The organism is Streptomyces adelaidensis (assembly GCF_016598475.1).
GTDB classification, from domain to species: Bacteria; Actinomycetota; Actinomycetes; order Streptomycetales; family Streptomycetaceae; genus Streptomyces; species Streptomyces adelaidensis.
This window is the reverse complement of sequence record NZ_JAEMUX010000047.1, coordinates 21,910-45,527: the sequence shown is the minus strand read 5'-3', so window position 1 is coordinate 45,527 and position 23,618 is coordinate 21,910. Positions and strand designations below refer to the sequence as shown.

Annotated in this window: 22 protein-coding genes; 12 read left to right on the top strand and 10 right to left on the bottom strand. The window is 71.1% G+C overall.

Translation table 11 applies throughout. The features are described 5' to 3' along the window. Positions 1–7: 7 nt before the first annotated feature. From I8N67_RS25170 to I8N67_RS25150, 5 genes are all read right to left on the bottom strand, one after another. Positions 8–799, bottom strand: coding sequence for an ABC transporter permease (locus I8N67_RS25170; protein ID WP_200305797.1), 792 nt, complete (start codon positions 797–799; stop codon positions 8–10). Then, positions 796–1,797: an ATP-binding cassette domain-containing protein gene (locus tag I8N67_RS25165; RefSeq protein ID WP_200305795.1), complete on the bottom strand. Its 1,002-nt coding sequence runs from the start codon at positions 1,795–1,797 to the stop codon at positions 796–798. The genes I8N67_RS25170 and I8N67_RS25165 overlap by 4 nt, the downstream gene beginning before the upstream one ends. Before the next feature lie 156 nt (positions 1,798–1,953). After that, positions 1,954–2,796: a DUF4097 family beta strand repeat-containing protein gene (locus I8N67_RS25160; RefSeq protein WP_200305793.1), complete on the bottom strand. Its 843-nt coding sequence runs from the start codon at positions 2,794–2,796 to the stop codon at positions 1,954–1,956. A 95-nt stretch (positions 2,797–2,891) separates the two neighbouring features. Beyond that, positions 2,892–3,413: a toxin-antitoxin system HicB family antitoxin gene (locus tag I8N67_RS25155; protein WP_200305791.1), complete on the bottom strand. Its 522-nt coding sequence runs from the start codon at positions 3,411–3,413 to the stop codon at positions 2,892–2,894. A gap of 365 nt (positions 3,414–3,778) precedes the next feature. After that, a complete protein-coding gene (locus tag I8N67_RS25150) occupies positions 3,779–4,549 on the bottom strand; it encodes an SLATT domain-containing protein (RefSeq protein ID WP_200305789.1) in 771 nt (256 codons plus the stop codon). A gap of 295 nt (positions 4,550–4,844) precedes the next feature. Here I8N67_RS25150 and I8N67_RS25145 point away from each other — a divergent pair, with 295 nt between their 5' ends. The 5 genes from I8N67_RS25145 (at position 4,845) to I8N67_RS25125 (ending at position 8,659) form a co-directional block, all read left to right on the top strand. Then, positions 4,845–5,192 (top strand): YbaB/EbfC family nucleoid-associated protein, encoded by a 348-nt coding sequence (locus I8N67_RS25145; RefSeq protein ID WP_200305787.1) that lies wholly within the window; start codon positions 4,845–4,847, stop codon positions 5,190–5,192. Positions 5,193–5,303: 111 nt separating this feature from the next. Continuing rightward, positions 5,304–5,903 (top strand): recombination mediator RecR, encoded by a 600-nt coding sequence (gene recR, locus I8N67_RS25140; RefSeq protein WP_200305785.1) that lies wholly within the window; start codon positions 5,304–5,306, stop codon positions 5,901–5,903. After that, on the top strand, positions 5,896–6,558 hold the full coding sequence (locus I8N67_RS25135) for a DUF5063 domain-containing protein (protein ID WP_200305782.1): 663 nt from the start codon (positions 5,896–5,898) through the stop codon (positions 6,556–6,558). Before recR ends, I8N67_RS25135 begins: the two co-directional genes overlap by 8 nt. A 291-nt stretch (positions 6,559–6,849) precedes the next feature. Next, the gene (locus I8N67_RS25130) at positions 6,850–7,446 is read left to right on the top strand and encodes a hypothetical protein (RefSeq protein ID WP_200305780.1); all 597 of its coding nucleotides are present in this window, start codon (positions 6,850–6,852) and stop codon (positions 7,444–7,446) included. Positions 7,447–7,723: 277 nt separating this feature from the next. Next, a complete protein-coding gene (locus tag I8N67_RS25125) occupies positions 7,724–8,659 on the top strand; it encodes a M56 family metallopeptidase (RefSeq protein WP_200305778.1) in 936 nt (311 codons plus the stop codon). An 18-nt stretch (positions 8,660–8,677) separates the two neighbouring features. On the opposite strand, the gene I8N67_RS25120 is transcribed toward I8N67_RS25125, so the two are convergent. Then, positions 8,678–9,532 (bottom strand): alpha/beta fold hydrolase, encoded by an 855-nt coding sequence (locus I8N67_RS25120; RefSeq protein WP_200305776.1) that lies wholly within the window; start codon positions 9,530–9,532, stop codon positions 8,678–8,680. Positions 9,533–9,947: 415 nt separating this feature from the next. Between I8N67_RS25120 and I8N67_RS25115 the strand changes: the two genes are divergently transcribed. Further along, positions 9,948–12,092 (top strand): AAA family ATPase, encoded by a 2,145-nt coding sequence (locus tag I8N67_RS25115; protein ID WP_200305774.1) that lies wholly within the window; start codon positions 9,948–9,950, stop codon positions 12,090–12,092. Positions 12,093–12,236: 144 nt separating this feature from the next. Continuing rightward, positions 12,237–12,737 (top strand): SgcJ/EcaC family oxidoreductase, encoded by a 501-nt coding sequence (locus tag I8N67_RS25110; protein ID WP_200305772.1) that lies wholly within the window; start codon positions 12,237–12,239, stop codon positions 12,735–12,737. Between the two features lie 46 nt (positions 12,738–12,783). Here I8N67_RS25110 and I8N67_RS25105 read toward each other — a convergent pair whose 3' ends face one another. Both I8N67_RS25105 and I8N67_RS25100 read right to left on the bottom strand, forming a co-directional pair. Then, complete coding sequence (locus I8N67_RS25105; RefSeq protein ID WP_200305770.1) at positions 12,784–14,163, bottom strand: HAMP domain-containing sensor histidine kinase; 1,380 nt, start codon at positions 14,161–14,163, stop codon at positions 12,784–12,786. Further along, positions 14,160–14,894 carry a response regulator transcription factor gene (locus tag I8N67_RS25100; protein WP_200305768.1) on the bottom strand — a complete coding sequence of 245 codons (735 nt, stop codon included), beginning with the start codon at positions 14,892–14,894 and terminating at the stop codon, positions 14,160–14,162. The genes I8N67_RS25105 and I8N67_RS25100 overlap by 4 nt, the downstream gene beginning before the upstream one ends. Positions 14,895–15,221: 327 nt before the next feature. Between I8N67_RS25100 and I8N67_RS25095 the strand changes: the two genes are divergently transcribed. The 4 genes from I8N67_RS25095 (at position 15,222) to I8N67_RS25080 (ending at position 20,290) form a co-directional block, all read left to right on the top strand. Next, positions 15,222–16,502 carry an aspartate kinase gene (locus I8N67_RS25095; protein ID WP_200305766.1) on the top strand — a complete coding sequence of 427 codons (1,281 nt, stop codon included), beginning with the start codon at positions 15,222–15,224 and terminating at the stop codon, positions 16,500–16,502. Between the two features lie 49 nt (positions 16,503–16,551). After that, positions 16,552–17,634: an aspartate-semialdehyde dehydrogenase gene (locus tag I8N67_RS25090; RefSeq protein ID WP_200305764.1), complete on the top strand. Its 1,083-nt coding sequence runs from the start codon at positions 16,552–16,554 to the stop codon at positions 17,632–17,634. 647 nt (positions 17,635–18,281) lie between these two features. Beyond that, a complete protein-coding gene (locus I8N67_RS25085) occupies positions 18,282–18,887 on the top strand; it encodes a SigE family RNA polymerase sigma factor (RefSeq protein ID WP_234046249.1) in 606 nt (201 codons plus the stop codon). Then, on the top strand, positions 18,884–20,290 hold the full coding sequence (locus tag I8N67_RS25080) for a hypothetical protein (protein ID WP_200305760.1): 1,407 nt from the start codon (positions 18,884–18,886) through the stop codon (positions 20,288–20,290). The genes I8N67_RS25085 and I8N67_RS25080 overlap by 4 nt, the downstream gene beginning before the upstream one ends. Here the strand turns inward: I8N67_RS25080 and I8N67_RS25075 are convergent. Together I8N67_RS25075 and I8N67_RS25070 are read right to left on the bottom strand one after the other, a co-directional pair. Further along, positions 20,260–21,105: an SURF1 family protein gene (locus I8N67_RS25075; RefSeq protein ID WP_200305758.1), complete on the bottom strand. Its 846-nt coding sequence runs from the start codon at positions 21,103–21,105 to the stop codon at positions 20,260–20,262. The genes I8N67_RS25080 and I8N67_RS25075 overlap by 31 nt on opposite strands. 95 nt (positions 21,106–21,200) lie before the next feature. Next, positions 21,201–21,584 carry a nuclear transport factor 2 family protein gene (locus I8N67_RS25070; protein ID WP_200305755.1) on the bottom strand — a complete coding sequence of 128 codons (384 nt, stop codon included), beginning with the start codon at positions 21,582–21,584 and terminating at the stop codon, positions 21,201–21,203. 162 nt (positions 21,585–21,746) lie between these two features. Between I8N67_RS25070 and I8N67_RS25065 the strand changes: the two genes are divergently transcribed. After that, a complete protein-coding gene (locus I8N67_RS25065) occupies positions 21,747–23,579 on the top strand; it encodes a S9 family peptidase (RefSeq protein ID WP_200305754.1) in 1,833 nt (610 codons plus the stop codon). Positions 23,580–23,618: the final 39 nt, after the last annotated feature.

Sequence of the window (23,618 nt, the reverse complement as noted above, 5' to 3'; positions counted from 1 at the left end):
CCGCTCCCTAGTTCGGGTCGCGATCGAACACCGACTTGGACCAGAAGTAGCCGAGCACGGCCAGTCCCAGGCACCAGGCGACGGCGAGCCATCCGTTGTGGCCGATCTCGGTGCCGAGGAGCAGCCCACGCAGGGTCTCGATGGCCGGGGTGAAGGGCTGGTACTCGGCGATCGGCTGGAACCAGCCCGGCATCGCGTCGACCGGGACGAAGGTGCTGGAGATGAGCGGCAGGAAGACCAGCGGCAACGCGTTGTTGCTGGCGGCCTCGGCGTTCGGGCTGATCAGGCCCATCCCGACCGCGATCCAGGTGAGCGCCATGGCGAACACCACGAGCAGTGCGAACGCCGCCAGCCACTCCAGGGCCGTGGCATCCGTGGACCGGAACCCGATGGCCACACCGACGGCCCCGACGAGGATCACGCTCATCACGCACTGCAGCACGCTGCCGACGACGTGTCCGATGAGCACCGAAGGGCGGTGGATCGGCATCGTGCGGAAGCGGGCGATGACGCCCTCGCTCATGTCCATGGAGACGGACACCGCGGTCCCGACCGTGGTGCCGCCGATGGTCATCAGCAGGATGCCCGGGACCAGATACGCGATGTACGCGGAGCGGTCCGCCCCGCCGCCGCCCATGCCCGCGCTCATCACGTCGCCGAAGATGTAGACGAAGAGCAGCAGCAGCATGACCGGGGTGAGCAGCAGGTTCAGGGTGAGGGACGGGTAGCGCCGGGCGTGCAGGAGGTTGCGGCGCAGCATCGTGGACGAGTCGCGCACGGCGAGTGAGAGGGTGCTCATCGGACGGTCTCCTTCGGCTGGTTCGGCTTGTTCGGCTGGTCGGTGTTGCCTGTCAGGGCGAAGAACACGTCGTCGAGGTCGGGGGTGTGCACGGTCAGTTCGTCGGCCTCGATGGCGGCGGTGTCCAGCCGGTCGAGGATGGTGCGCAGCTCGCGTTGGCTGCCGTCGCTGGGGATCTGGAGGGTGAGGGATTCGTCGTCCCGGGTGACCTCGCCCAGTGCGGAGGCGGCGCTGCGGTACGCGGCCGGGTCGGTGAAGCGGAGTCGGACGTGTCCGCCGGGGATGAGCCGCTTGAGCTCCTTGGCGGTGCCCTCGGCGGCGATCTTGCCGTCGTTGAGTACGGCGATGCGGTCGGCCAGTTCGTCGGCCTCCTCCAGGTACTGGGTGGTGAGGAAGACCGTGACGCCGTCGGAGACGAGTTGGCGGATGATCTGCCACATGTTGTGGCGGCTGCGGGGGTCGAGGCCGGTGGTCGGTTCGTCGAGGAAGATGATGCGGGGGTCGCCGACCAGGGTCATGGCGAGGTCGAGGCGGCGCTTCATGCCGCCGGAGTAGGTGGAGGCGGGTTTCTTCGCGGCGTCGGTGAGGTCGAACCGCTCCAGCAGTTCGGCGGCGACGCGGCGCCCCTCCCGCCTGGACAGGTGATGCAGGTCCGCCATGAGGAGCATGTTCTCCTCGCCGGTGATCAGGCCGTCGACGGCGGAGAACTGCCCGGTCACGCCGATCGCGGCACGCACCCCGTCCGGTGACGTGGCGATGTCGTGGCCCGCGACCTGGGCCTGCCCGCCGTCGGCGGTGATGAGGGTGGAGAGGATCTTCACGGCGGTGGTCTTGCCGGCACCGTTCGGGCCGAGCAGCGCGAACACGGACCCGGCCGGGATGCGCAGGTCGATGCCGTCGAGGACGGTCTTGTCGCCGTACGACTTGCGCAGACCGACGGTGGAGACGGCGGCCGGGGACGGGTGACCGCCGCTCTGTGGTGGTATTGATGTGGGCATGACAGAAGAAGGCATGGGGTTCTCCGTTTGAAGGCGTGAAGGCGTGAAGGCGTGAAGGCGTGAAGGTGTTGGAGGTGGTTGGAGGTGTTGGAGGCTTCGAAAGCTGAGGGGGTGGGGGACCGGCAGAGATGGGGCCGGTGCGGGGGATGCGGGCGCTCAGGCCTTGGCGCGGAGGACGTCGATGTTGCCCCAGTTGCTCCGGGCGCGGACCTTGACGGTGTCCTCGGTCCGCTCCGGGGCCTCGGACGCGGCGAGCCTGTTGCGTACCTGTCCCCGGTTGGAGCTGACGTCGAGCCAGGCGGCGGTGCCCTCGCGGACACCGACCTCGATGGAGCCGTTGGAGGTCTCCAACTGGACTTCGCCCCGGACGACTTCGGCGACGCGAAGGTGGCCGTGGGTCGAGGTGCCGGTGACCGACGCCTCGGCACGCTCGATGTCGATGCCGCCGTTGGCGCCGTTCATCCGCAGGTCGCCGGTCACGGCGCCGACGGTCGTGGTGCCGTGCGAGTTCTTGAGGACGGCCGGGCCGTCGATGAGGCCGACGCGTACGTTGCCGCTGCTGGTGGTGATCTCGGCCATGCCCTCGACCCGGTCGACGGTGACCGAGCCGTGCGACGCGGTCAGCTCCAGCGGGCCCGTGGTGTCGAGGCGGACGTCGCCGCCCGAGGCCTTCACCCGGACCTCGCCGAGCCGACCCTCGCCGATGACCTGGGTCCAGGAGCCGGTCATGTCGATGCGCGAACCCGTGGGCAGGTCGACCGTCACGCCGACGGAACCGGAGGGTCCGATGAGGCGTCGCTCCTTCGTCCTGACCGTCAGAACGCCGCTCGCGTAGGTGACCTCGGTCTGCTCGGCGGCCCGTACGTCCTTGTCCCGCTTCGGGTCCCCGGGCCGGACCTCGACGACCGTGTCGAGGCGGTCGCTCGCGGTGAACTGGATGGAACCGGCGCCCACGTGCGCCGTGACCGAGATCGGTTCGGGAGTGTCGAAAGAAGGCATGGCTGTCCCGTCCTCTTGTGTTCTTGGGGCGTCCCCGCTGGTGGGACGTGGTGTGGGTGGAGTGGTGTGGGTGGAGCGGGGCGGGCTGGGCGCGGCTAGCGCACCCAGCCCGTGAAGCTCTGGCCGAGGGTCTGGGTCCGCTCCGCCGGGCGCGGCCGGGTGCCGCCCTCGACCGCGGCCGACACGGCGCGCACCAGCCACGCGTTGACCGACAGGCCCTCGCGGTTCGCGGCCTCCTCGGCGCGTGCCTTGAGGTGGGCCGGCAGTCGCAGATTGACGCGGGCGGTGCCGCCCTCGTCGCCGTCGGCCGGGGCCGGCGTCCTGAACGGCTCGGCGGGCGCGGTCGGCTCCACGGCGCCGCCGCCCCCCTCGGTGGGCGGCCGTGTCACCACGAAGTCGGGGTCGAGCCCGCGCAGCCGTACGTCGACCGAGCCGGGGGCGAGTTCACGGGTGACCTCGTCCATCGCGGCCGAGAGCACATTGAGCATGGTCAGCCGGGTCGCCGACTCCAGGGGAGCGGTGAGCCTCTCGGCCAGCTCGCGCGCTTCGTCACCGCCGGCTTCGGCGGCCACCGCGAGTTCACGGCGGAGGGAGTCGACATAGGGGGTGAGGTCCATGACGCCATCATGGCACCACTATGGCTCCACCGGCAAGCCGTATGGCGGCACTTCTGGTGCCAAAACTGATGAGGCCGCCCTGACCTGCGATAACGCTATGGCGCCTACGCGGGTGATAGTGGCACCACGGTGACGTTGTGTGGTGCCAAGTGGCGCCAGGTGGTGCCACTCTTCGGGGTGCGTTTTCGGCTGCGGGCCGGGTGGGGGCGGGGCGCGCAGTCCCCCGCGCCCCTAAAGGCGAAAAGCGCGGGGCGCAGTCCTGCTTTTCAGGGGCGCGGGGAACTGCGCGAGCAACCACGGCGCACCCACAGCCGAAAACGCACCCCACTCCACCCCATCCACCCCAGCCCATCGCCACCCCACCGTCACCGAGCCTCCGGCGGCCGCTGCCGAGGCATGTTCGGCCGAGCCCCCGGCGGCAAGGACAACCGCCCGTTGGGACTCGCCTCCGGCCGCGTGCCGCCCGCCCCGCCAGGCACACCGAGCGGCACCCCCCCACCCCGGAACTCCACCATCCAGTCAGCCGTCTCCACCCGCACAAGCTCCGTCACGTCCTCGGAGAACCGCCGCAGCACCCCAAGACACCGCTCGGCCGCCTCCCCCGCCGTCCCTTCCGCGGGCCCCAACACCTCCCGCGCACTCTCGGACGCCCAGTCGAACCGCAACACCTGAAGCCGCCGCTGCACCGCCTGCGCCGTAGCCACATCCCGCATCCACCCGGACGTCACCCCGAAGAACCGATCCACCGCGACACACGCCACGCACGACAGCAGCGCGAGATATCCCCAGGGAGCCGCCCCGCCCACCACCCCCGTGAGGTCGAGCAGCGGCAGCGCCGCCCCCGCGAGCGCCCCCAGCGACGCCCCGCCCCGCAGCACCCGCGCCGCCAGCCGCTTCCACACCCGGTCCGCGAGATACCACGCGGCGGTGTCCAGCGCCGCCCGCTCGACCCACTGGTACAACTCGTCCAGCCGTTCCGCCGGCGCCCCCCAGTCGCCGTGCGGAAACGGCCGCCCGGCAAGCTCTCCCACCCATGGCCCGGCCACCGCCGACGGCCACGGCTCCGCCCACAGCCCGGGCCCCTCACCCCGCCCGTCCTGGGGACCCCCCTCGGGCTGCATCTCCGGCTGGCTCACCCGGCACTCCCTACTGACGTTGCTGCTGACGACAGTGCGAGACACACGTAGGTGCGGAGCTGACGCACCTTGACGCGGCCGGACCCTTCCTACCTCCCAATGGGTGGCGAAGACCCCGTTTTCATCGCTTTTCCCCCTGGAAGGTGCCCTTGATCAGGTATACGAATCCCCGCCGACTCACTCGAAAGAGTGGCAAGGCAGCGGCCGCATCGACCACGTAGGCTCGTGACGACCGCACAGGTCGCAGGAACGACCGCAAGAACTCATTAAGTACTTAAGTACTAGGGAGCTGATCGTGATCCCCGGTGGTGGCCAGCCCAACATGCAGCAGCTGCTCCAGCAGGCCCAGAAGATGCAGCAGGATCTGGCGCGGGCACAGGAGGAGCTCGCGCACACGGAGGTCGACGGCCAGGCGGGCGGCGGCCTGGTGAAGGCCACGGTCACGGGCTCCGGCGAACTGCGCGCGCTGAAGATCGACCCCAAGGCCGTGGACCCCGAGGACACCGAGACCCTCGCCGACCTGGTCGTCGCGGCCGTCCAGGCGGCCACCGAGAACGCCCAGACCCTCCAGCAGCAGAAACTGGGCCCCCTCGCCCAGGGCCTCGGCGGCGGTGGCGCGGGCATTCCCGGTCTGCCCTTCTGACACTCCCGAGCGACCCCCCTCCGAGCCCATCCGTGCCCCGTACCGCCTTCCTCGGAGCGGCCGCGGCCGACTACGGTACGTACTGATAGACACCAGGAAGGACGGCAGTCCGTGTACGAAGGCGTGGTCCAGGACCTCATCGACGAGCTGGGGCGGCTGCCCGGCGTCGGTCCCAAGAGCGCGCAGCGGATCGCCTTCCACATCCTGCAGGCGGAGCCGACGGACGTACGGCGTCTCGCGCACGCCCTCCTCGAAGTGAAGGCGAAGGTCCGCTTCTGCGCGACCTGCGGCAATGTCGCGCAGGAAGAGCTGTGCGGTATCTGCCGCGACACCCGCCGCGACCTCTCGGTCATCTGCGTCGTGGAGGAACCGAAGGACGTCGTCGCCGTCGAGCGGACCCGTGAGTTCCGCGGCCGGTACCACGTCCTCGGCGGCGCGATCAGCCCGATCGAGGGCGTCGGCCCCGACGACCTGCGCATACGAGAACTGCTGGCCCGCCTGGCCGACGGGACGGTCACCGAGCTGATCCTCGCCACGGACCCGAATCTCGAAGGCGAGGCCACGGCCACGTACCTCGCCCGCATGATCAAACCCATGGGCCTCAAGGTCACCCGCCTGGCCAGCGGCCTCCCGGTGGGCGGCGACCTGGAATACGCGGACGAGGTGACCCTCGGTCGCGCCTTCGAGGGGAGACGATTGCTGGATGTCTGACGCCACGCTGCACGCGACCGGCCTCAACCCGGACGACTTCGCGGTCCAGATCGCGGACCAGATCGAGAGCTTCCTGGTCGCCGTCACCGAGGTGGCCAAGGGCGACGAGCCGGACTCGGCCGTCCCCTTCCTCCTCCTGGAGGTCTCCCAGCTCCTCCTGGCGGGCGGCCGCCTCGGCGCGCACGAGGACATCGTGCCCGACGAGCGCTACGAGCCCGACCCGGGCCCGGAGCCGGACGTCGACGACCTGCGCGAACGCCTCGCCCTGATGCTGGAACCGGTCGATGTCTACTCCGAGGTCTTCGACCCGTACGAGCCCCGCAAGGCGCCCGTCCCGGCCCGTATCTCCGACGACCTCTCCGACGTCATCGCCGATCTCCGCCACGGCATGGCCCACTACCGCGCGGGCCGCACGACCGAGGCCCTCTGGTGGTGGCAGTTCTCCTACTTCTCCAACTGGGGCTCCACCGCCTCCGCCACCCTCCGCGCCCTCCAGTCCATCGTCGCCCACGTCCGCCTCAACCAGCCCCTCGCCGAGCTCGACGGCCTCGACACCGACGAGGAACTGATGGGCGACGAGACCCTGGAGTTCGAGGCGGGCAAGGTCATGGCGGAGGAGATCGCTGGACCGCTGGGCCTGCGGAAGGTGAAGTAACCGGCCGCCGACGGGGCGGCGGGACACGGTCCACGGCGAGGCACGCTTCCCACGGTGGGAGTTGGACGCAAGAACACGACGCGTCCGACTCCCCAGTCGTTCGCCGCTGGGTGGACTGCCCGCCGATGCTCACCAACCTCCCTTCCCGGGCAGCCCTGTTGGTCGGCACCGGCGAGCGGAGCGGCGGCAGCCCGAGCATCGCCGGGTGAACCCTGCCGGCCCGTCCGTCCGTCCGTACCGACTTGGGTGGCTCCACCCCCATACGCCCCCGATGCGCGCCACAATGCCCCCATGACGCTGAAACCATGGGCATGGGCCGGTCTAGGGATCGCCGGGGTGGGTGTGGTCGCGCTGGTCGGGTTCGCCTTCGTCGATCTGGGGTCGGCCGACCAGATCGCGAGTGTGGCTGGTGGGTCCGTGGGTGTCTTCGGGTTCGTGCTCGCCGCCATCGTGCAGTTCGGCGGCTCGACGCCGCCCCCTCCCGTCCCGCCCACGCCCCCTTCGCGGACCGTCGACGCCTCCGGTGCCGGCGCGATCGCCGCGGGCGGCGACATCGGCAGCGCGTCGACGGCCGGAACCACCGTCACGCCGCCGGCTCCGGCCCCCGCTCCGGCCCCCGCTCCGGCCCCTGCTCCGGCCCCTGCTCCGGCCCCCGCCCCGGTCGCCCCGGCCGACAGCGTGACCGCCTCCGGCCGGAGCGCGATCGCCGCGGGCGGCAGCATCGGTGCGGCCTCGACCGGTGGCGCGACCCCGCCGGCCGTCCCGCCGCAGAACCCGCCCACCCCACCGCCCGCCGGCACACCCGCTACCGACCGAAGCGTGACCGCTTCCGGCCACGGCTCCATCGCGGCGGGCGGTGACATCGGCTCGGCGTCCACGGGCACCTGATGGGTGGTACGGACACCGGGGCGGCGGCGGAGTCGTCGGGCGAGAGATCGATCGCGGCGGGCCGGTCGATCGGCATGGCCTTCACCGGGAACATGGCCTTCACCGGGGACCACGCGGTCCCGACCTTCGTCGGGCCCGCCGGACCGACGCGATCAGGAGTGCTTACGCCGGTGGCATCCGCCCCGTTCACCGGTAGCGTGTTCACTCGGGCCGTGGAGGATGCTTCGTTCGCTCCTCCCGCCCCGCCCGACCCCCGACAGGAACCGGACCCAATGACGTGACCGTTCTCCTGCTGCTTCTCACCGCCGTGGCCCTGACCGCCGCAGTGCTGGGCCCCCGCGCCCTGCTGAGGGCGGTGTGGCCCGAGCGGGAACCCGTGGTCGCGCTGTGGGTGTGGCAGTGCCTGGTGGCGGCGGCACTGCTGAGCTGTCTCGCGGCGCTGGTGCTCGGCGCGGCGGGGGTGTTCGAGACGGTCCGGACCCACGCCTTCGCGCCGGCGCCGCCGGCCGTGACCGCCGCGTACGACCTGACGGCCGCGCCGCCCTGGACGGCCGTACTGACGCTGCTGCTGGCCTGCGGGGCGGCGTGGAGCGGTGCCATGCTCGCGCGGGAGCTCGTCGATGCCCGGCGCCGCCGTCAGCTGCGGCGCGCGCAACTGCGGGAACGCGCCCCTGACCTGCCGGCCGGTCTGCCGCAGACGAAGGGGCCGTTGCTGGTCCTGGAGGACGAGTACCCGGACGCCTGGCTCATGCCGGGAGCCGTACCCCAACTGGTCGTCACCACAGGGGCGTTGACCAAGCTGAGCGACCGTCAGCTGGACGCCGTGCTCGCCCACGAGCTGGGCCACGCCCGCGCCCGCCACGACTGGCTGCTCCACCTCTCCACCGCCCTCGCCACGGGCTTCCCGCGCATCCCCCTCTTCGCCCACTTCGCCGACCAGACCCACCGCCTCGTCGAACTGGCCGCCGACGACACGGCATCGCGCCGCTGCGGCCACCTCACCACCGCGCTCGCCCTCATCGAACTCAACCAGCACCGGGGCGTGCTGAGCTGCGCCAACACCCACCGCCTGCTGGGCGACCGGGTGGACCGCCTGCTGGAGCCGCCGCCCCGCCTGGACCGCACCAGCCGCGCGGCCACCACGACCGCCGCCGCGCTCCTCGCCCTCCTCCCGCTCCTCATCGCCTTCGCACCGGCACTGGGGACCCTCTGACCACGCGACGTACGCGGCTCAGCGCGCTGCGAGTCCGGCGAGCAGCTCGGCGGCGGGCTTCGGGTGGACGAGCCAGCGCAGGTGACTCCCCTCGAGTGTCCGGACGTCGAAGGGGTTGTCGGGTGTGAGCGTGTCGGCCTCGCGGATCATGCGGTCCTGCACGGCGAGCGGAAGGCTGGCATCGGCGTCCAGGCGCACATAGGTCTTGGGAATCCGCCCCCAGGTCGTGGCCTGTGCCCGGTCGGCGGACGTACCGGCGTCGAGGTTCTCATCAGGCTGGAAGGTGTTCAGGAAGGTCCGGAATTCGTCATCGGTGAGGTCGGCGGCGAACGCTCGCTTGAACGCGTCGAGCGCCGTCGGATCGGCGGTGCGGAAGTTGGTCCGGAGCAGACCGAGTTCGGCCGGGTTCCCGACGAGCGTGGCGACGAAGGCCCCCGCGTCGACGTCCGCCATCTCCGGCTGCGCGTAGTAGTCGCTCACGTCCAGATCGACGGGGCACCAGGCGGAGACGTAAGCGATCCGGTCGATCAGCTCGGGCCGGGCGTTGGCGACGGCGGTGGTCGTGATGCCGCCCCTGCTGTGGGCGACGAGGATGGTGGGCCCGTTCCGCTTGGCCCGTTCGAGGACTTCGATCACGCGGGCGGCATTGTCGGCGAGCGTGACTCCCTTGATGCTCCCCGGTTCCGCGGCGAGTGCGTCGAGATCCTGGGGAGCCTGGTAGGCCGCGGGGAACGTCGCCTCGAATCCGTGCCCCGGAAGGTCGACCGCGACCGATCGGTGCCCGAGCAAGGCGAGTTCGGCCTGTAGCGGCGCGAACGAGAACGAGTTCGCGAAGGCCCCGTGAACCAATACGAATGTCGGCAGATTCTGCATGCCTCAGCGTCCAGCAGAACGATCTCCGGAGCAAGATCGAACCGGAGCTTGAGCCCCGGGACCCGACGCCCGTAGGCAGAACACGGGCCCTTCACGGCGGAGGAACTGGCGGCGGCCGACGCCTGGATCGACCGCCTCATGGGTTGGGCGGACGACGCGCAGGGCGGGCCTCCCGTCGGGGGCCCGTCGGACGGGAGGGACGTATGAGCGTGCAGGACGCGCCGGTCAGCGCACCATGGAGTCGAGGAGGTGACGCCATGACCCCGGGGGCCGAGCACCGGCCGCCGCAGGTGTCCGTCGAGGAGTTCGAGGAACTGGAACGCCATGCCCCGTCCGGGCTCCCGGCCCCCTGACTTCACCGCACCACAGCCGTCATGATGTTTCCCACGGATCGGGCACGGACGGGGGCGAACGCGTGAGTGGCGCATCGGGGGAGGGGGCCGGCGAGCCTTCGGTGGAGGCGTCCGGGGAGCGGTCCGTCGCGGCCGGGCGGGACATCGGGCAGGTCGCCACCGGCGACTTCGTCACGCAGGTCGAGCGGGCGACCGTACTGCCCGTGGAGGCGCTCGCGCTCGCGCCGGTCGGCGGACCGGTGCGCCATCTGCCCCGGCGTACCGTGCAGTTCGTCGGCCGTGAACGTGAACTGGCCCTGCTGGACGAGGCGTTCGAGACGCCCGGTGGAGTCGTGGTGCACGCCGTGCACGGGCTCGGCGGCGTCGGCAAATCCACACTGGCGGCGGAGTGGGCCGCCCGGCGGGCCGCCGACGTCAACCCCGTCTGGTGGATCACCGCCGAGTCCCGGACCCAGCTGGACACCGGCCTCGCCGACCTCGGCCGGGCCCTCCAGCCCGCGCTGGCCGGCACCCTCCCGGAGGCGGCCCTCCGGGAACGTACGCTTCGGTGGCTGGCCGCCCACGACGGCTGGCTCCTCGTCCTCGACAACGTCGACGACCCCGCCGACATCGAGCCGCTGCTCGCACGGGCGGCGAACGGCCGGTTCCTCGTCACCACCCGCCGGGGCGCGACGAGTTGGCGGGCACTCGCACGGACGCTGGACTTGGATGTCCTTCGACTCGGCGAGGCGGTGGAGCTGTTCACCCGCATCTACGGCGGACCGGCCGACGGCGTGGAGGAACTGTGCGCCGAACTGGGGTGCCTGCCCCTGGCGATCGACCAGGCCGCCGCGTACTGCCGGGAGGCGGGGATCGGTCCGAGGGCGTATCTGGGGCTCCTGGCCGCGCGGCCCGCCGCCCTGTACGCCTCAGGTCCGGAGGGCGGTGACGCGGAGCGCACCGTCGCGCGGGTCTGGCGGGTGACCCTCGACCGGCTCGCGGACACCCCGAAGGCGGGCATGTTGCTGCAGACCCTCGCCTGGCTGGGCCCGGAGGGGGTTCCCCGCGCGTACGTCGAGCTGCCCGGCGACCCACTGGGCGCGACGGAGGCGATCCGGCGGCTGACCGCGCACAGCATGATCACCGTGCGGGACGGGACGATCTCGGTCCATCGGCTCGTGCGGGCGGTGACCCGTACACCGGATCCCGAGGACCCCCACCGGACGAAGACCGACACGGTCGGCGGTCGCCGCGTCGCCGTCCAGCTGCTGTCTCTCGCCGAGTCGCGGTTCAATCGGGCCGACTCGGAGGCGCGGTTGGCCGAGGCGCAGGCGAGACTGGACCGGTCGCGGGCGGGCGAGCGGGTCGAAGGAAGCGTCGTACAGGACACGTTGGGACCCGAGAGGCGCGTCTGGGCGACGCATGTGGAGGCCTTGGCGGCCCTGTATCCGGCGGAGGAGGACACGCCGGACACCGCGGATCTCTTCGCCCAGGCAGGCGTGATGCTCGTGATGAGCGAACCCCCGCGCGCAGTGTCGCTGTGCGAGCGTGCGCTCGTCGCCGCGCTGCGCGCTTTCGGCCCGTACGACGTGGAGACCGACGCCGTACGGGAGGCCCTGGCGATGGCCTGCTCGTTGACCGGAGACGTCGACCGGGCCCTTGAGCTGAGGACCCGGATGCTGGCCGATCACGAGCGTCTGCTCGGCCCCGACCACGAGGCCACGGTCCGGGTACGGGACGAGTTGGCCCGGACACTCGCGGAGGCGGCCGCCCAGGCGCGTGATCTCGGGGTGACCTACCGGCACACCCGAGAGGCGGAGCGTGCCCTGGGCGCGGACCGCCCACGCGCCGACGCCGCCGTACAGGGGGCGCTCGACGCGACACCCGGGACGGACTCCTCCGACGACCCGGAAGACCCCTTCCAGTTGCTGACCCTCGCCCGCGCGGCGTCCAGGGACGGCGACACGGAGCGGGCCGTCGCGCTGGCCGAACTCGCCCTCGAGCAGGCCCGCCGTGACCTGGGTGACACCTCGCCCGTGACCCTCCTCGTCCGCGCGCACCAGGTCATGGAACTGCGCAAGGCCGGGGAGAACGAACGCGCCGAGGCGCTGGCGGCCGGCGTGAGCGACGACGCCCTGCGTACGCTCGGCAATTCGCGGATCGGCAGAAACGTGCGCTGGCTCATGGCCGGACCCGACCGCCCGAGCTCCCCCGACCTGCCGTTGTGACCCCTCCGGAACACCTTGTACGAACGTTGCCCCGGGCCTGTACGTCCACTGCACAGCCCCTAACCGGCGTCACGCGAATCTTGAGTCGCTTCCACCGCACAAGAAGCGGAGGCAGTAACACCCCACTTCGCACTGGAGATCGCGATGACCCGCAAGAACCGCATACGCGCCGCCATCGTCACCGCCACCGCCCTCGTCACCGTCGGCACGGTGACCGCCGGAGTCAGCATGGCCGGCGCCGAGGCCGCCCCGAAGAAGCCCTCCAAGAAGGAGATCGCGGCGCTCTTCGACGGCTGGAACAAGTCGCTGCAGACCGGCGACTCGAAGAAGGTGGCGGACCGGTACGCGAAGGACGCGGTGCTGCTGCCGACTGTCTCCAACAAGGTCCGCACGGACCGCGCCGGGATCGTCGACCACTTCGACCACTTCCTGGAGAACAAGCCCAAGGGCAAGAAGATCCAGACGATCATCAACGTGCTGGACAGCAACTCGGCGATCGACGCGGGCACGTACCAGTTCACGCTCACCGACAAGAAGACCGGCGAGAAGAGCGTCGTCAAGGCCCGCTACACGTACGAGTACGAGAAGCGGAACGGCGTGTGGAAGATCGTGAACCACCACTCCTCCGCGATGCCCGAGGGCTGATCACCAGCCGTACCCCAGGCCGTGGCTGAGCCCTCCACCCCCCGGCTCAGCCACCCCCGTGCCGCGCCGCCCGCAACGTGAGCGCGACGCACAACCCGCCCCCGGGCGCGTCCTTGAGGGCCACGGTCCCGCCGTCGTCGGTGATGAGCTGCTTGACGACGGCGAGGCCGAGGCCGGAACCGGACTTCCCGGTGAGGCCCTGGCCGCGCCAGAAGCGGTCGAAGGCGCGGGACTTCTCGGCGTCCGACATACCGGGCCCCTCGTCCAGCACCGAAAGCACCACCACATCGCCCCTGGCCTCCACCAGAACGGTGATGGTCGCACCGTCCGGTGAGACCTCCAGGGCGTTCGAAAGCACGTTGTCCAGGACCTGGTCCAGATGACCGGGACTGGCCAGCACAAGCGGCCGGCCGTCGGCACTCCCCCTGAGCGTGATGGTGACTCCGCGCTCGTCGGCGGCCGGTCTCCACACGTCGAGACGTTCCTGAATGACCTCCCGAAGGGCCAGCGGTTCCGCCGCCGTCACCTTCGCCTCGGCCCGCGCCAGCACCAGCAGGCCGTTGACCAGGCGGCTCATCCGGACCACCTCGGCGGTGGCCTGCTCCACGTCCTCCCGTACGAACTCGTCGTCCGTACCGTCCGCGATGTTGTCCAGGGACAGCCGCAGAGCGGTGAGGGGCGTACGCAGTTGGTGCGAGGCGTCCGCGACGAAGATGCGCTGCGAGGCGATCAGCGTGTCGAGGCGCTCGCCCGCCTGGTTGAGCGTGCGCGCCAGGGTCTGGGTCTCCTGGGGGCCCGTGATCGGGGAACGGGCCGTCAGGTCGCCGTCGCTCATCTTGCTCGCCATCTCGTTGAGCTGGCGCAGCGGAGCAGTCAGGCGCCGGGCGGCGAAGACACCGATGAACGCGGCGGCGGACAGGACGAGCGCGGCGAGCGCCGCCCGGAAACCCCAGATCTGCCAGAGCCGGTCGGTGAGTTCGTCGGTCGCGAACACGACGCGTACGGCGCCGACGACCTTGTCCTCGTCGATCTTCCCGTCCGCCGTGCGCTCATGGGCGGGGACCGTGATCACCAGGTTCTTGCCCCAGATGAAGTCGGAGCCCCAGTCGGTGGTGGGCTCGCCGTTCTCCAGGGCCGTGGTCAGCGCGGTGTCGCGGGCCGGTGCGCGCAGGCCCTTCGGGGCGCACCCGTTGGTGGCTGTCACCTCGACCGTCTCGGGGTACGCCTTGGCCATCTGCCCCAGGGCCTGGCAGGAGGCGCTGCCTCCGGTACCGAGCAACCGGGCCATCGTCTCGGCCTCGCGCTCGACGGAGTGCTCGGTGTCGCCCCGCAACTGATCGGTGAGCGTGAAGGCCACCGGCACGGTGAACAGGGCGATGGCCACAGCCACGAGGAGTACGTAGCTGCGGATGAGCTGACGGATCATGAGACGCCGCCGCCACTCCCGCCGATGCCGCCGCTACGGCTACCGCTACCGCTCTCGCCCTCATCGACGATGAGCCGGAAGCCCACCCCCCCCCGCACCGCCTCGATCGTGATCGCCCCCGCCAGCTTCCGCCGCAGCGCCGCCACGTGCACATCGAGCGTCTTGGTCGGCCCGAACCAGTTCGCGTCCCAGACCGCCTCCATGATCTGCTCGCGCGACATCAGGGCGCCCGGCTCCTCGGTGAGGAAGGAGAGGCGGTCGTACTCCTTGGGGGCGAGCCCCACCTCCGTACCGTCGAGGTGGACGCGCGCGGCCTTGCGGTCGACGGTGAGGCGGGGGCCGTAGCGGTCGGGGCCGGCCGGGGGCGCGTCGGCGGCGCGGGGCTGCATGCGGCGCATGACGGCCCTTATCCGGGCCACCTCGCGCACGCCGAACGGCTTGGAGACGTAGTCGTCGGCGCCGAGTTCGAGGCCGACCACGCGGTCCGTCTCGTCGCTGCGCGCGCTGATCACGATGATCGGCACATCGCTGCGGCCTCGGAGCGCCTTGCAGACGTCGAGGCCGTCGGTGTCGGGCAGACCCAGGTCGAGGAGCACGACGTCGTACGGTTCCTCGTACGACAGCGCCGCCCCGCCCGTGGACACCCACTCCACCTCGAAGCCGTATCGCAGGAGTCCGCGCCGGAGCGACTCGGCGACCGGCTCGTCGTCTTCCACCAGAAGTACGCGCACGCACCGACGTTAGTACTTGAAAGTTGCGCTTCCGCCGACACCAGAAACGCGTGGGCGGGACCGGGATGTGACTCCAGGCACTTTTACCCCTTCGCGTCGACTGTTCGGCCCCGACCTGGGCAGAGACGTTCCCGGAGCGGTCGAAGGTCCGGGCGAGAAGCCGGGGGAAATCCGGGGGACGTCCGGAGAAAGCCCAGGCGATCAAAGGGTGGGCGGGACATCTCACCATGCGGTACCGGGGCAGGGATATTCGGCCGCTCGTTAAACTGAGCCGACCGCAGTACGTGTGTATGTGCGGATAGGGACTGAACCGAGCGAGGAGCGCACGTGGGCCTTGTCGTGCAGAAGTACGGAGGCTCCTCCGTAGCCGATGCCGAGGGCATCAAGCGCGTCGCCAAGCGGATCGTGGAAGCGAAGAAGAACGGCCACCAGGTGGTCGTCGTCGTTTCCGCGATGGGCGACACGACGGACGAGCTGATCGATCTCGCCGAGCAGGTGTCACCCATGCCTGCCGGACGTGAGTTCGACATGCTGCTGACCGCCGGAGAGCGTATCTCCATGGCTCTGCTGGCCATGGCGATCAAAAACCTGGGCCACGAGGCCCAGTCGTTCACCGGCAGCCAGGCAGGCGTCATCACCGACTCGGTCCACAACAAAGCCCGGATCATCGACGTCACGCCCGGCCGGATCCGCACCGCGCTCGACGAGGGCAACATCGCGATCGTCGCCGGCTTCCAGGGCGTCAGCCAGGACAAGAAGGACATCACCACGCTGGGCCGCGGCGGGTCGGACACGACCGCCGTCGCGCTGGCCGCCGCGCTGGACGCCGAGGTCTGTGAGATCTACACCGACGTCGACGGCGTCTTCACCGCCGACCCGCGGGTCGTGAAGAAGGCACGGAAGATCGACTGGATCGCCTCCGAGGACATGCTCGAACTGGCGGCGTCCGGTTCGAAGGTGCTGCTCCACCGCTGTGTCGAGTACGCCCGCCGCTACAACATCCCGATCCACGTCCGCTCGTCCTTCTCCGGACTGCCGGGCACCTGGGTCAGCAACGAGAAGCCTGAGTCGCAAGGGGACCACAAGGTGGAGCACGCCATCATCTCCGGAGTCGCCCACGACGTCTCCGAGGCCAAGGTCACGGTCGTCGGGGTGCCCGACAAGCCGGGCGAGGCCGCCGCGATCTTCCGCGCCATCGCCGACGCCGAGGTCAACATCGACATGGTGGTGCAGAACGTCTCCGCCGTGACGACCGGCCTGACGGACATCTCCTTCACCCTCCCGAAGACGGAGGGCCGCAAGGCGATCGACGCCCTGGAGAAGAACAAGGACGGCATCGGCTTCGACTCGCTGCGCTACGACGACCAGATCGGCAAGATCTCCCTGGTCGGCGCCGGGATGAAGACCAACCCGGGGGTCACCGCCTCCTTCTTCGAAGCGCTCAGCGACGCCGGGGTCAACATCGAGCTGATCTCGACCTCCGAGATCCGTATCTCGGTGGTCACCCGCGCCGACGACGTGCCGGAGGCCGTGCGCGCCGTGCACTCCGCCTTCGGGCTCGACTCCGACAGCGACGAGGCCGTCGTCTACGGAGGCACCGGACGATGAGCGTCCGCTCCACCCGCCCGTTTGTTCCGGCGGAGACCTCGGTCGGCTGATGGCCGCCGACGCCGGGCGGTCCGGCAGGCCGACGCTCGCGGTCGTGGGTGCGACCGGGGCCGTCGGCACGGTCATGCGCCAGATCCTGTCCCACCGCGCGGACATCTGGGGCGAGATCAGGCTGATCGCCTCCCCCCGCTCAGCCGGCCGCAAGCTGGCCGTGCGCGGGGAGGAGGTCGAGGTGGTGGCCCTGTCGGAGGAGGCCTTCGACGGGGTCGACGTCGCCATGTTCGACGTACCGGACGAGGTGGCGGAGCACTGGGCGCCGATCGCGGCGGCCAAGGGTGCGGTCGTGGTGGACAACTCGGGCGCCTTCCGGATGGACCCGGAGGTGCCCCTCGTCGTCCCCGAGGTCAATCCGCACGCCGCCAGGGTGCGGCCGCGCGGCATCATCGCCAACCCCCACTGCACGACCCTCTCGATGATCGTGGCGCTCGGCGCGCTGCACGCCGAGTACGGCCTGCGCGGGCTGGTGGCCTCCTCGTACCAGGCAGTCAGCGGTGCGGGACGGGCCGGGGTGCGGACCCTGCGGCAGCAGATCGCCCTCGTCGCCGGTACGGAGCTGGGGACCAACCCCGGTGACGTACGGCGGGCCGTGGGCGACAACACCGGGCCGTTCCCGGAGCCGGTCGCGCTGAACGTGGTGCCGTGGGCCGGGTCGCCACGCGCGGACGGCTGGTCGTCGGAGGAGATGCAGGTGCGGGACGAGTCCCGCAAGATCCTCGGGCTGCCGAAACTGCCGGTCGCCGTGACCTGCGTCCGGGTCCCCGTCGTCACCGCGCACTCCCTCACCCTCCACGCCCGCTTCGAGAGCGAGGTCACCGTCGCCAAGGCGCGCGAGATCCTCGCCACCGCCCCAGGCGTCGTGCTCTACGACGACCCGGGCGCGGGGGAGTTCCCCACCCCCGCCGATGTGGTGGGCACCGACCCGACCTGGGTGGGCCGCCTCCGCCGGGCCCTGGACGACCCGACCGCCCTCGAACTCTTCGTCTGCGGCGACAACCTGCGCAAGGGCTCCGCCCTGAACACGGCGCAGATCGCGGAGCTGGTGGCGGCGGAGCGTAATCCGCGGACGGCGTAGGGCTCGCCGTCCCGAGGGCTCTCTGCCCATGAGGGCACCGGCGCTTGCCTGAGAGCGCACTGTCCGTCGCCTTTCGGTGCACTGTGCGCCGGTTCCGATTGCGGACGGCGTGTCGCCGTGCGTAGAACGGCTGTTGCCGCGCGTAGATCGCGGCTCGCTGGCGTCGGCCGTTGTCGGTGGCGGCGTGTAAGTTCTTCGAGTCGGCGGTCCGGCGGACGGAGTATTTCCGGCCGGACGGCCGCCAGATCTCCGGGTTGATTCAGGCCTCCCGGTGATCGCGGATTTTTCCCCCCGTCGTCCGCAACCGAGCGGAGGACGGGGAGCGTCTTTAACGGGCGCCCTTCGGCGGGGCTGGGCGTCGCACACTCGGGCACAGGGGAAGAGCTGGTACGCATGAAGGCGTTCGACGCACTGTCCGGTGTTCGGTGGGTCGTGCAGACGGGGGCGCGGAGCGTGCCGCCCGGCATGTCCGCCGAACCGGCGGGCGCAGCTGCCATACGGACACGCGTGCGGTCTGACGCAAAAGTGATGCCTGTCGCGTACAACCCCGAGGGGGGGACGCGGGTCCAACAGGCGTGGCAGAGGTTCTGGATTTCACCGCGGTACAGACGAGGGGCACCGCCCTTCGTCCACCCCGCCGTCCCCGTATGCCAGGTTCGCCCGGCGGCATGCCGGTGATCGCGCCGATGCCCGCGGCGCGGCCGACCCGCATACCCAATCAGCGCGACGGCGCGGACGACACGTCCACGGTGCCGGCCTCCGGCACGACGGTCGACCATCTGACCGAGACCTATCGCGCTCACTACCGTTCGCTTCTGGGCCTCGCGGCCCTCCTCCTCGACGACACCGCCTCCTGCGAGGACGTCGTCCAGGAGGCCTTCATCCGCGTGCACTCGGCCCGCAAGCGCGTCCGCGACCCGGAGAAGACGCTCGCCTATCTGCGCCAGACGGTCGTGAACCTCTCGCGCTCCGCCCTGCGCCGCCGCATCCTCGGCCTGAAGCTTCTGTCGAAGCCGATGCCCGACATGGCGAGCGCGGAGGAGGGCGCGTACGACCAGTTGGAGCGCGACGCCCTCATCAAGTCGATGAAGGGTCTCCAGCGCCGTCAGCGCGAGGTCCTCGTGCTGCGCTACTTCGCCGACATGACCGAGGCCCAGGTCGCCGAGACGCTCGGCATATCGCTGGGCTCGGTCAAGGCGTACGGCTCCCGGGGCATCGCGGCACTGCGCGTCGCCATGGAGGCGTCGGCATGAGCGCGCACGGCAGGGACGACGGGCCCGACAGGCACGACGAGCTCGACGCCCGGAGGCGTGCCTCCTGGGGACGCCGGGACGACGAGGAACGCGCCGAGGAACGCGCCGAGGAGCGCGAGCGGGACGGGCGCGCCGGGGGGCGCGGGCTCGACGAGCACGACGAAACGCAATCGCACGCTGGGAACGGAACTGTGAATCACGGCCCCGAAGAACAAGGCCCCACACCCAAGGGCCAGGGTCTCGAAGGCCGCGCTCCGGACGCTCCGGACGACCTGAGCCCAGACCAGTCGGATACGGACGTCTCGCGTACGGACGTCTCGCGTACGGACGTCTCCCGTACGGACATGGCCGATGCGGCCGAGCCGGCGCACCAGGTCCCCGCCCCGGACCTGGGCGGGTTCGACTCGGACGAGCTGGTGCTGCGCAATCTGCTGCATCACGCGGTGTCGGACATGGAGCCCACGGACGGCACCCTGGAACACCTGCGGCGAGCGGTGCCGGCCCGGCGGGCGCGCAAGCGTCAGGCCGTCGTCGGTATGGCGGCCGCCGCGCTCTTCATCGGCACGGCGATCCCGGCCCTCGTCCACGTCTCCAACTCCACCGGCTCCGAGATCAACCCCTCCGCCGTCGGCAACGGCTCGCAGACCCAGGGGTCCGCGGGCCAGTCCAAGGGGCAGACCGGAGGGGGCGGTTCGTCGGGGGGTTCCTCCGGCGGCTCCCAGGACGCCGGCAAGGACAGCGGCAAGGACAAGGGCGACCAGGACAAGGGTGAGGGCAACGGGTCCACGGGCGGCGCCGAGCCGACGCCCGAGTCCGCGGCCGCGCCCGCCTGCACGGGCGCCCAGCTCGGCGGCAGCGCCGCCGCGGGCTCCCCGGACTCCGGCGGCGCCGTCTACGGCAGCTTCCGCGTCTCCAACATCTCCGGCAGCAGCTGTACGGTCGCCGGCGCGGGCGCCGTGAGCACCACCCCGCAGGGCGCAGCGGACGCCGCGAAGATCACCGTGGTGAACCATGTCGCCGGTGACGCCGCCGCCGGACTGCCCGACCCGTCGCTTTCCCCCGCCCAGCTGCTGCTGGCGCCGGGAGCCGCGTACGAGGTGCGGTTCGCCTGGGTGCCGTCCGAGACCTGCCCCACCACTTCCACCGGCGGTACGACCGACGGCGGCGGCAACGGCGGCACGGACCCGACCGCGGACCCGACCCCCACGGAGGAGGAGACCGGCGGCACCACCACCGACGGCACCAACTCCGCGACCACCCAGCTCCTCACCGAGGACGGCGTCGTCGACGGCAGCGTCCTCGTCTCCCACACGGCCGAGGGCGGCGTGACCACCCTCACGACCAGTGTGAGCAACGCCTGCGCGGGCGTGGTCTACCGGACGGGGCTCGTGGCGGTTTCCTGAGCGGAGTCCGCTTCGACGGAGTCCTGGTCGACGGGGTCCCCGTCGCCGGAGTCCTCGTCCGGGACCAGGCCCAGCTCCGCGTCCCGGATGAACTCGACCTCGCGGCGCAGCAGCCGGAACCACATGAAGACGACGAAGCCGGCGAAGACGAACCACTCGCCGGTGTAGCCGAGGTTCTGGAACGCCTTCAGGTTGAGCCCGGTGTCCTGCGGGGTCGTCGCGGGCACCGCCTTCATCCCCGAGTCGCCCCTTTCGAGCGTGATCCAGCCGTCGTACAGGTCGTCCGGCACCAGGTTCACCAACGCCGCCGCGCTGATCGCCGCGGTCTGGCCGGCCGGGAGCCCGCCCTGGGCGGGCACGCCGTTCGACCCCGGGATCTCGGCCGACTGGAGCGAACCGGTGACGGTGACCTCGCCGGTGGGCGCGGCCGGGGCCCGGTCGGGGTCCGCGGTGCCGGGCAGCCAGCCCCGTACGACAGGCAGGGCCCTGCCCTCGTCGGTGCGCAGCAGCGTCAGCACGTAGAAGCCGTTCCTGCCGTCCAACTCGCGGTTGGGCACGAGGAGTTGCTCGCCGTACCGGCCGGTCGCGGTGGCCAGTTCGCCCGAGGTCACCTTGTCCACCGGCAGCAGCTCGGCCAGCGGCCGTGCCGGGGCCCGGTCCGCCGGGTCGATCCGCTCGGTCGCCGCGCGGTGGTCCGCCATGCGGTCCTCGAACCGGCTCAGCTGCCACGACCCCATGAACACGCAGAAGGGGATGGCGAGCAGCACGAAGACGTTGATCCCCCACCATCGGGGCGTCAGCAGAAACCGGTACACGTCGTCCACCGTACGGGGCCCGCGCCGGGCGCCCGGCTGCGGGGTCGGCTGCGGTCTCGGCCCCCACGGGCACCCGGAAGGCGGCGGCCCGCCGCTCAGTACCGCTCGACGAGATGCTCACGACCGGCCGGCGGCTCGTAGGGCTCGGGCCAGAAGTCGGTGACCGTGGCTATCCGGCCCTCCTCGTCCCCCGTGAAGAAGGAGATCGCGTGCATCTCCTCCACCCCCACGGTCACGTGTGTCCAGCTGACCACCTGCCCCGGCTCGGCGACGATCCGCTCGATCCGGGCGTGCCAGTCGCCCGGATACTCCCGGTTGAACTCCACATACCGCTGCCTGCCGAGGATCCGCTCCCGCGTCTGCGGCAGCTCGTACACCACGTCCTCGGCCAGCGTCTCGGCGAACGCGGCCCAGTCCCGGCCCTCGGCGGCGGCCCAGAAACTCTCGACGGTCTTGCGTAGATCGGTCGTTGAGGTCATGCGCAGAGTCTGCACCCGGCCACTGACAATCGGTCCTGACCTGGGTATACGGCACCGAGTTGGCATCGGGGCGGTACCGGCGGGGCCCCGGCCGGTCGGAAGTTATCCACAGGCTGGGGACCTCGGCGGCACATTGTCATGCGGGCGGGGCAGTATGGGGCCATGACTGAGAGCAACGGGTCCACCCCGCAGGAGCAGAGCGGGCAGATGCCCGACTGGGAGAAGAGGTTCCGGGCGCCGAGGGTGTCCCTGCCGGACTGGGCGGAAGACGCACCGCACCGCTCACTGTTCGTGTCCAACGCCACGGGCACGTACGAGTTGTACGCGTGGGACCGCGAGACCGGCGATCAGCGCCAGGTCACGAACCGGGCCAACGGTACGACGGACGGTGTGCTCTCGCCGGACGGCGAGTGGATCTGGTGGTTCGACGACAAGGACGGCGACGAGTTCGGCGTCTGGCGGCGCCAGCCCTTCCACGGCGGCCCGGACGACGAGGCGGCACCTGGTCTGGACGCGTCGTACCCGGCGGGCCTGGCCATCGGGCGCGACGGCCGTACGGCGATCGTCGGCCGTTCGACGGACGAGGACGGCTCCACGATCCATCTGTCCCGGCAGGACGCGGCCCCCGTCGAGATCTACCGGCACCGCGAGTCGGCCGGGGTCGGCGACCTTTCCCACGACGGCTCGCTCATCGCGATCGAGCACACCGAGCACGGCGACGCGATGCACTCGGCGCTGCGCGTGGTCCGGCCGGACGGCACGGCGGTCGCCGAACTGGACGACACCAAGGGCGGCACGGTCGAGCTGGGCCTGGAGGTGATGGGCTTCGCACCTGTCGACGGCGACACCCGGCTGCTCATCGGGCACCAGCGGAGCGGCCGTTGGGAGCCGCTCGTCTGGGACGTGGTGTCCGGCGAGGAGACCGACCTCGGACTCGCCGGCCGGTTGGCGGGCGACCTGAGCGCCGAGTGGTATCCGGACGGCTCCGCCCTCCTCGTCGCCCACAGCTTCGAGGCCCGCAGCGAGCTGTTCCGCTATGACCTGGCGACGCGCCGCCTGGAGCGCGTGGACACCCCGAGGGGCACGGTCTCCGGGGCCACGGTCCGCCCCGACGGCAGCGTCGAGTACCTGTGGTCGTCGGCCGCCGAGCCGCCGGTCGTCCGGTCGACGACGGGTGCTGTGGTGCTGGATCCGCCGGGCCTGAAGTCGCCCGGTTCGGTGCCGGTGGAGGACGTGTGGGTGGAGAGCCCCGGTGGCCGGGTCCACGCCCTCGTGCAACGCCCGGCGGGGCTCCCGGCCGGCCCCTGCCCCACCGTCTTCGACATCCACGGCGGCCCGACCTGGCACGACAGCGACTCCTTCGCCGCCGGCCCCGCCGCCTGGCTGGACCACGGGTACGCGGTGATCCGCATCAACTACCGAGGCTCCACGGGCTACGGCCGAGCCTGGACCGACGCCCTCAAGCACCGGGTCGGCCTCATCGAGCTGGAGGACATCGCGGCGGTGCGGGACTGGGCCGTGGACTCCGGCTTCGCCGACCCCGACCGGCTGATCCTCACCGGCGGCTCCTGGGGCGGATACCTCACCCTCCTCGGCCTCGGCACCCAGCCGGACGCCTGGAGCCTCGGCATCGCCGCCGTGCCCGTCGCGGACTACGTCACCGCCTACCACGACGAGATGGAGGCCCTCAAGGCGATGGACCGTACGTTGCTGGGGGGCACGCCTGAGGAGGTGCCCGAGCGGTTCGAGGCGTCGTCGCCCCTGACATACGTCGACGCGGTGAAGTCCCCCGTCTACATCTCCGCCGGCGTCAACGACCCCCGCTGTCCCATCCGCCAGGTCGACAACTACGTCGCCCGCCTGGTGAACCGGGCCGCCATCCACGAGGTGTACCGCTACGACGCCGGCCACGGTTCCCTCGTAGTGGACGAACGCATCAAACAACTCCGCCTGGAACTGGCCTTCGCGGAACGCCACCTCGGCGTAAGCCCGTAGCGGGTTGTCGGTCGGCTGCGGGTGCGTGGGGGTTGCTCG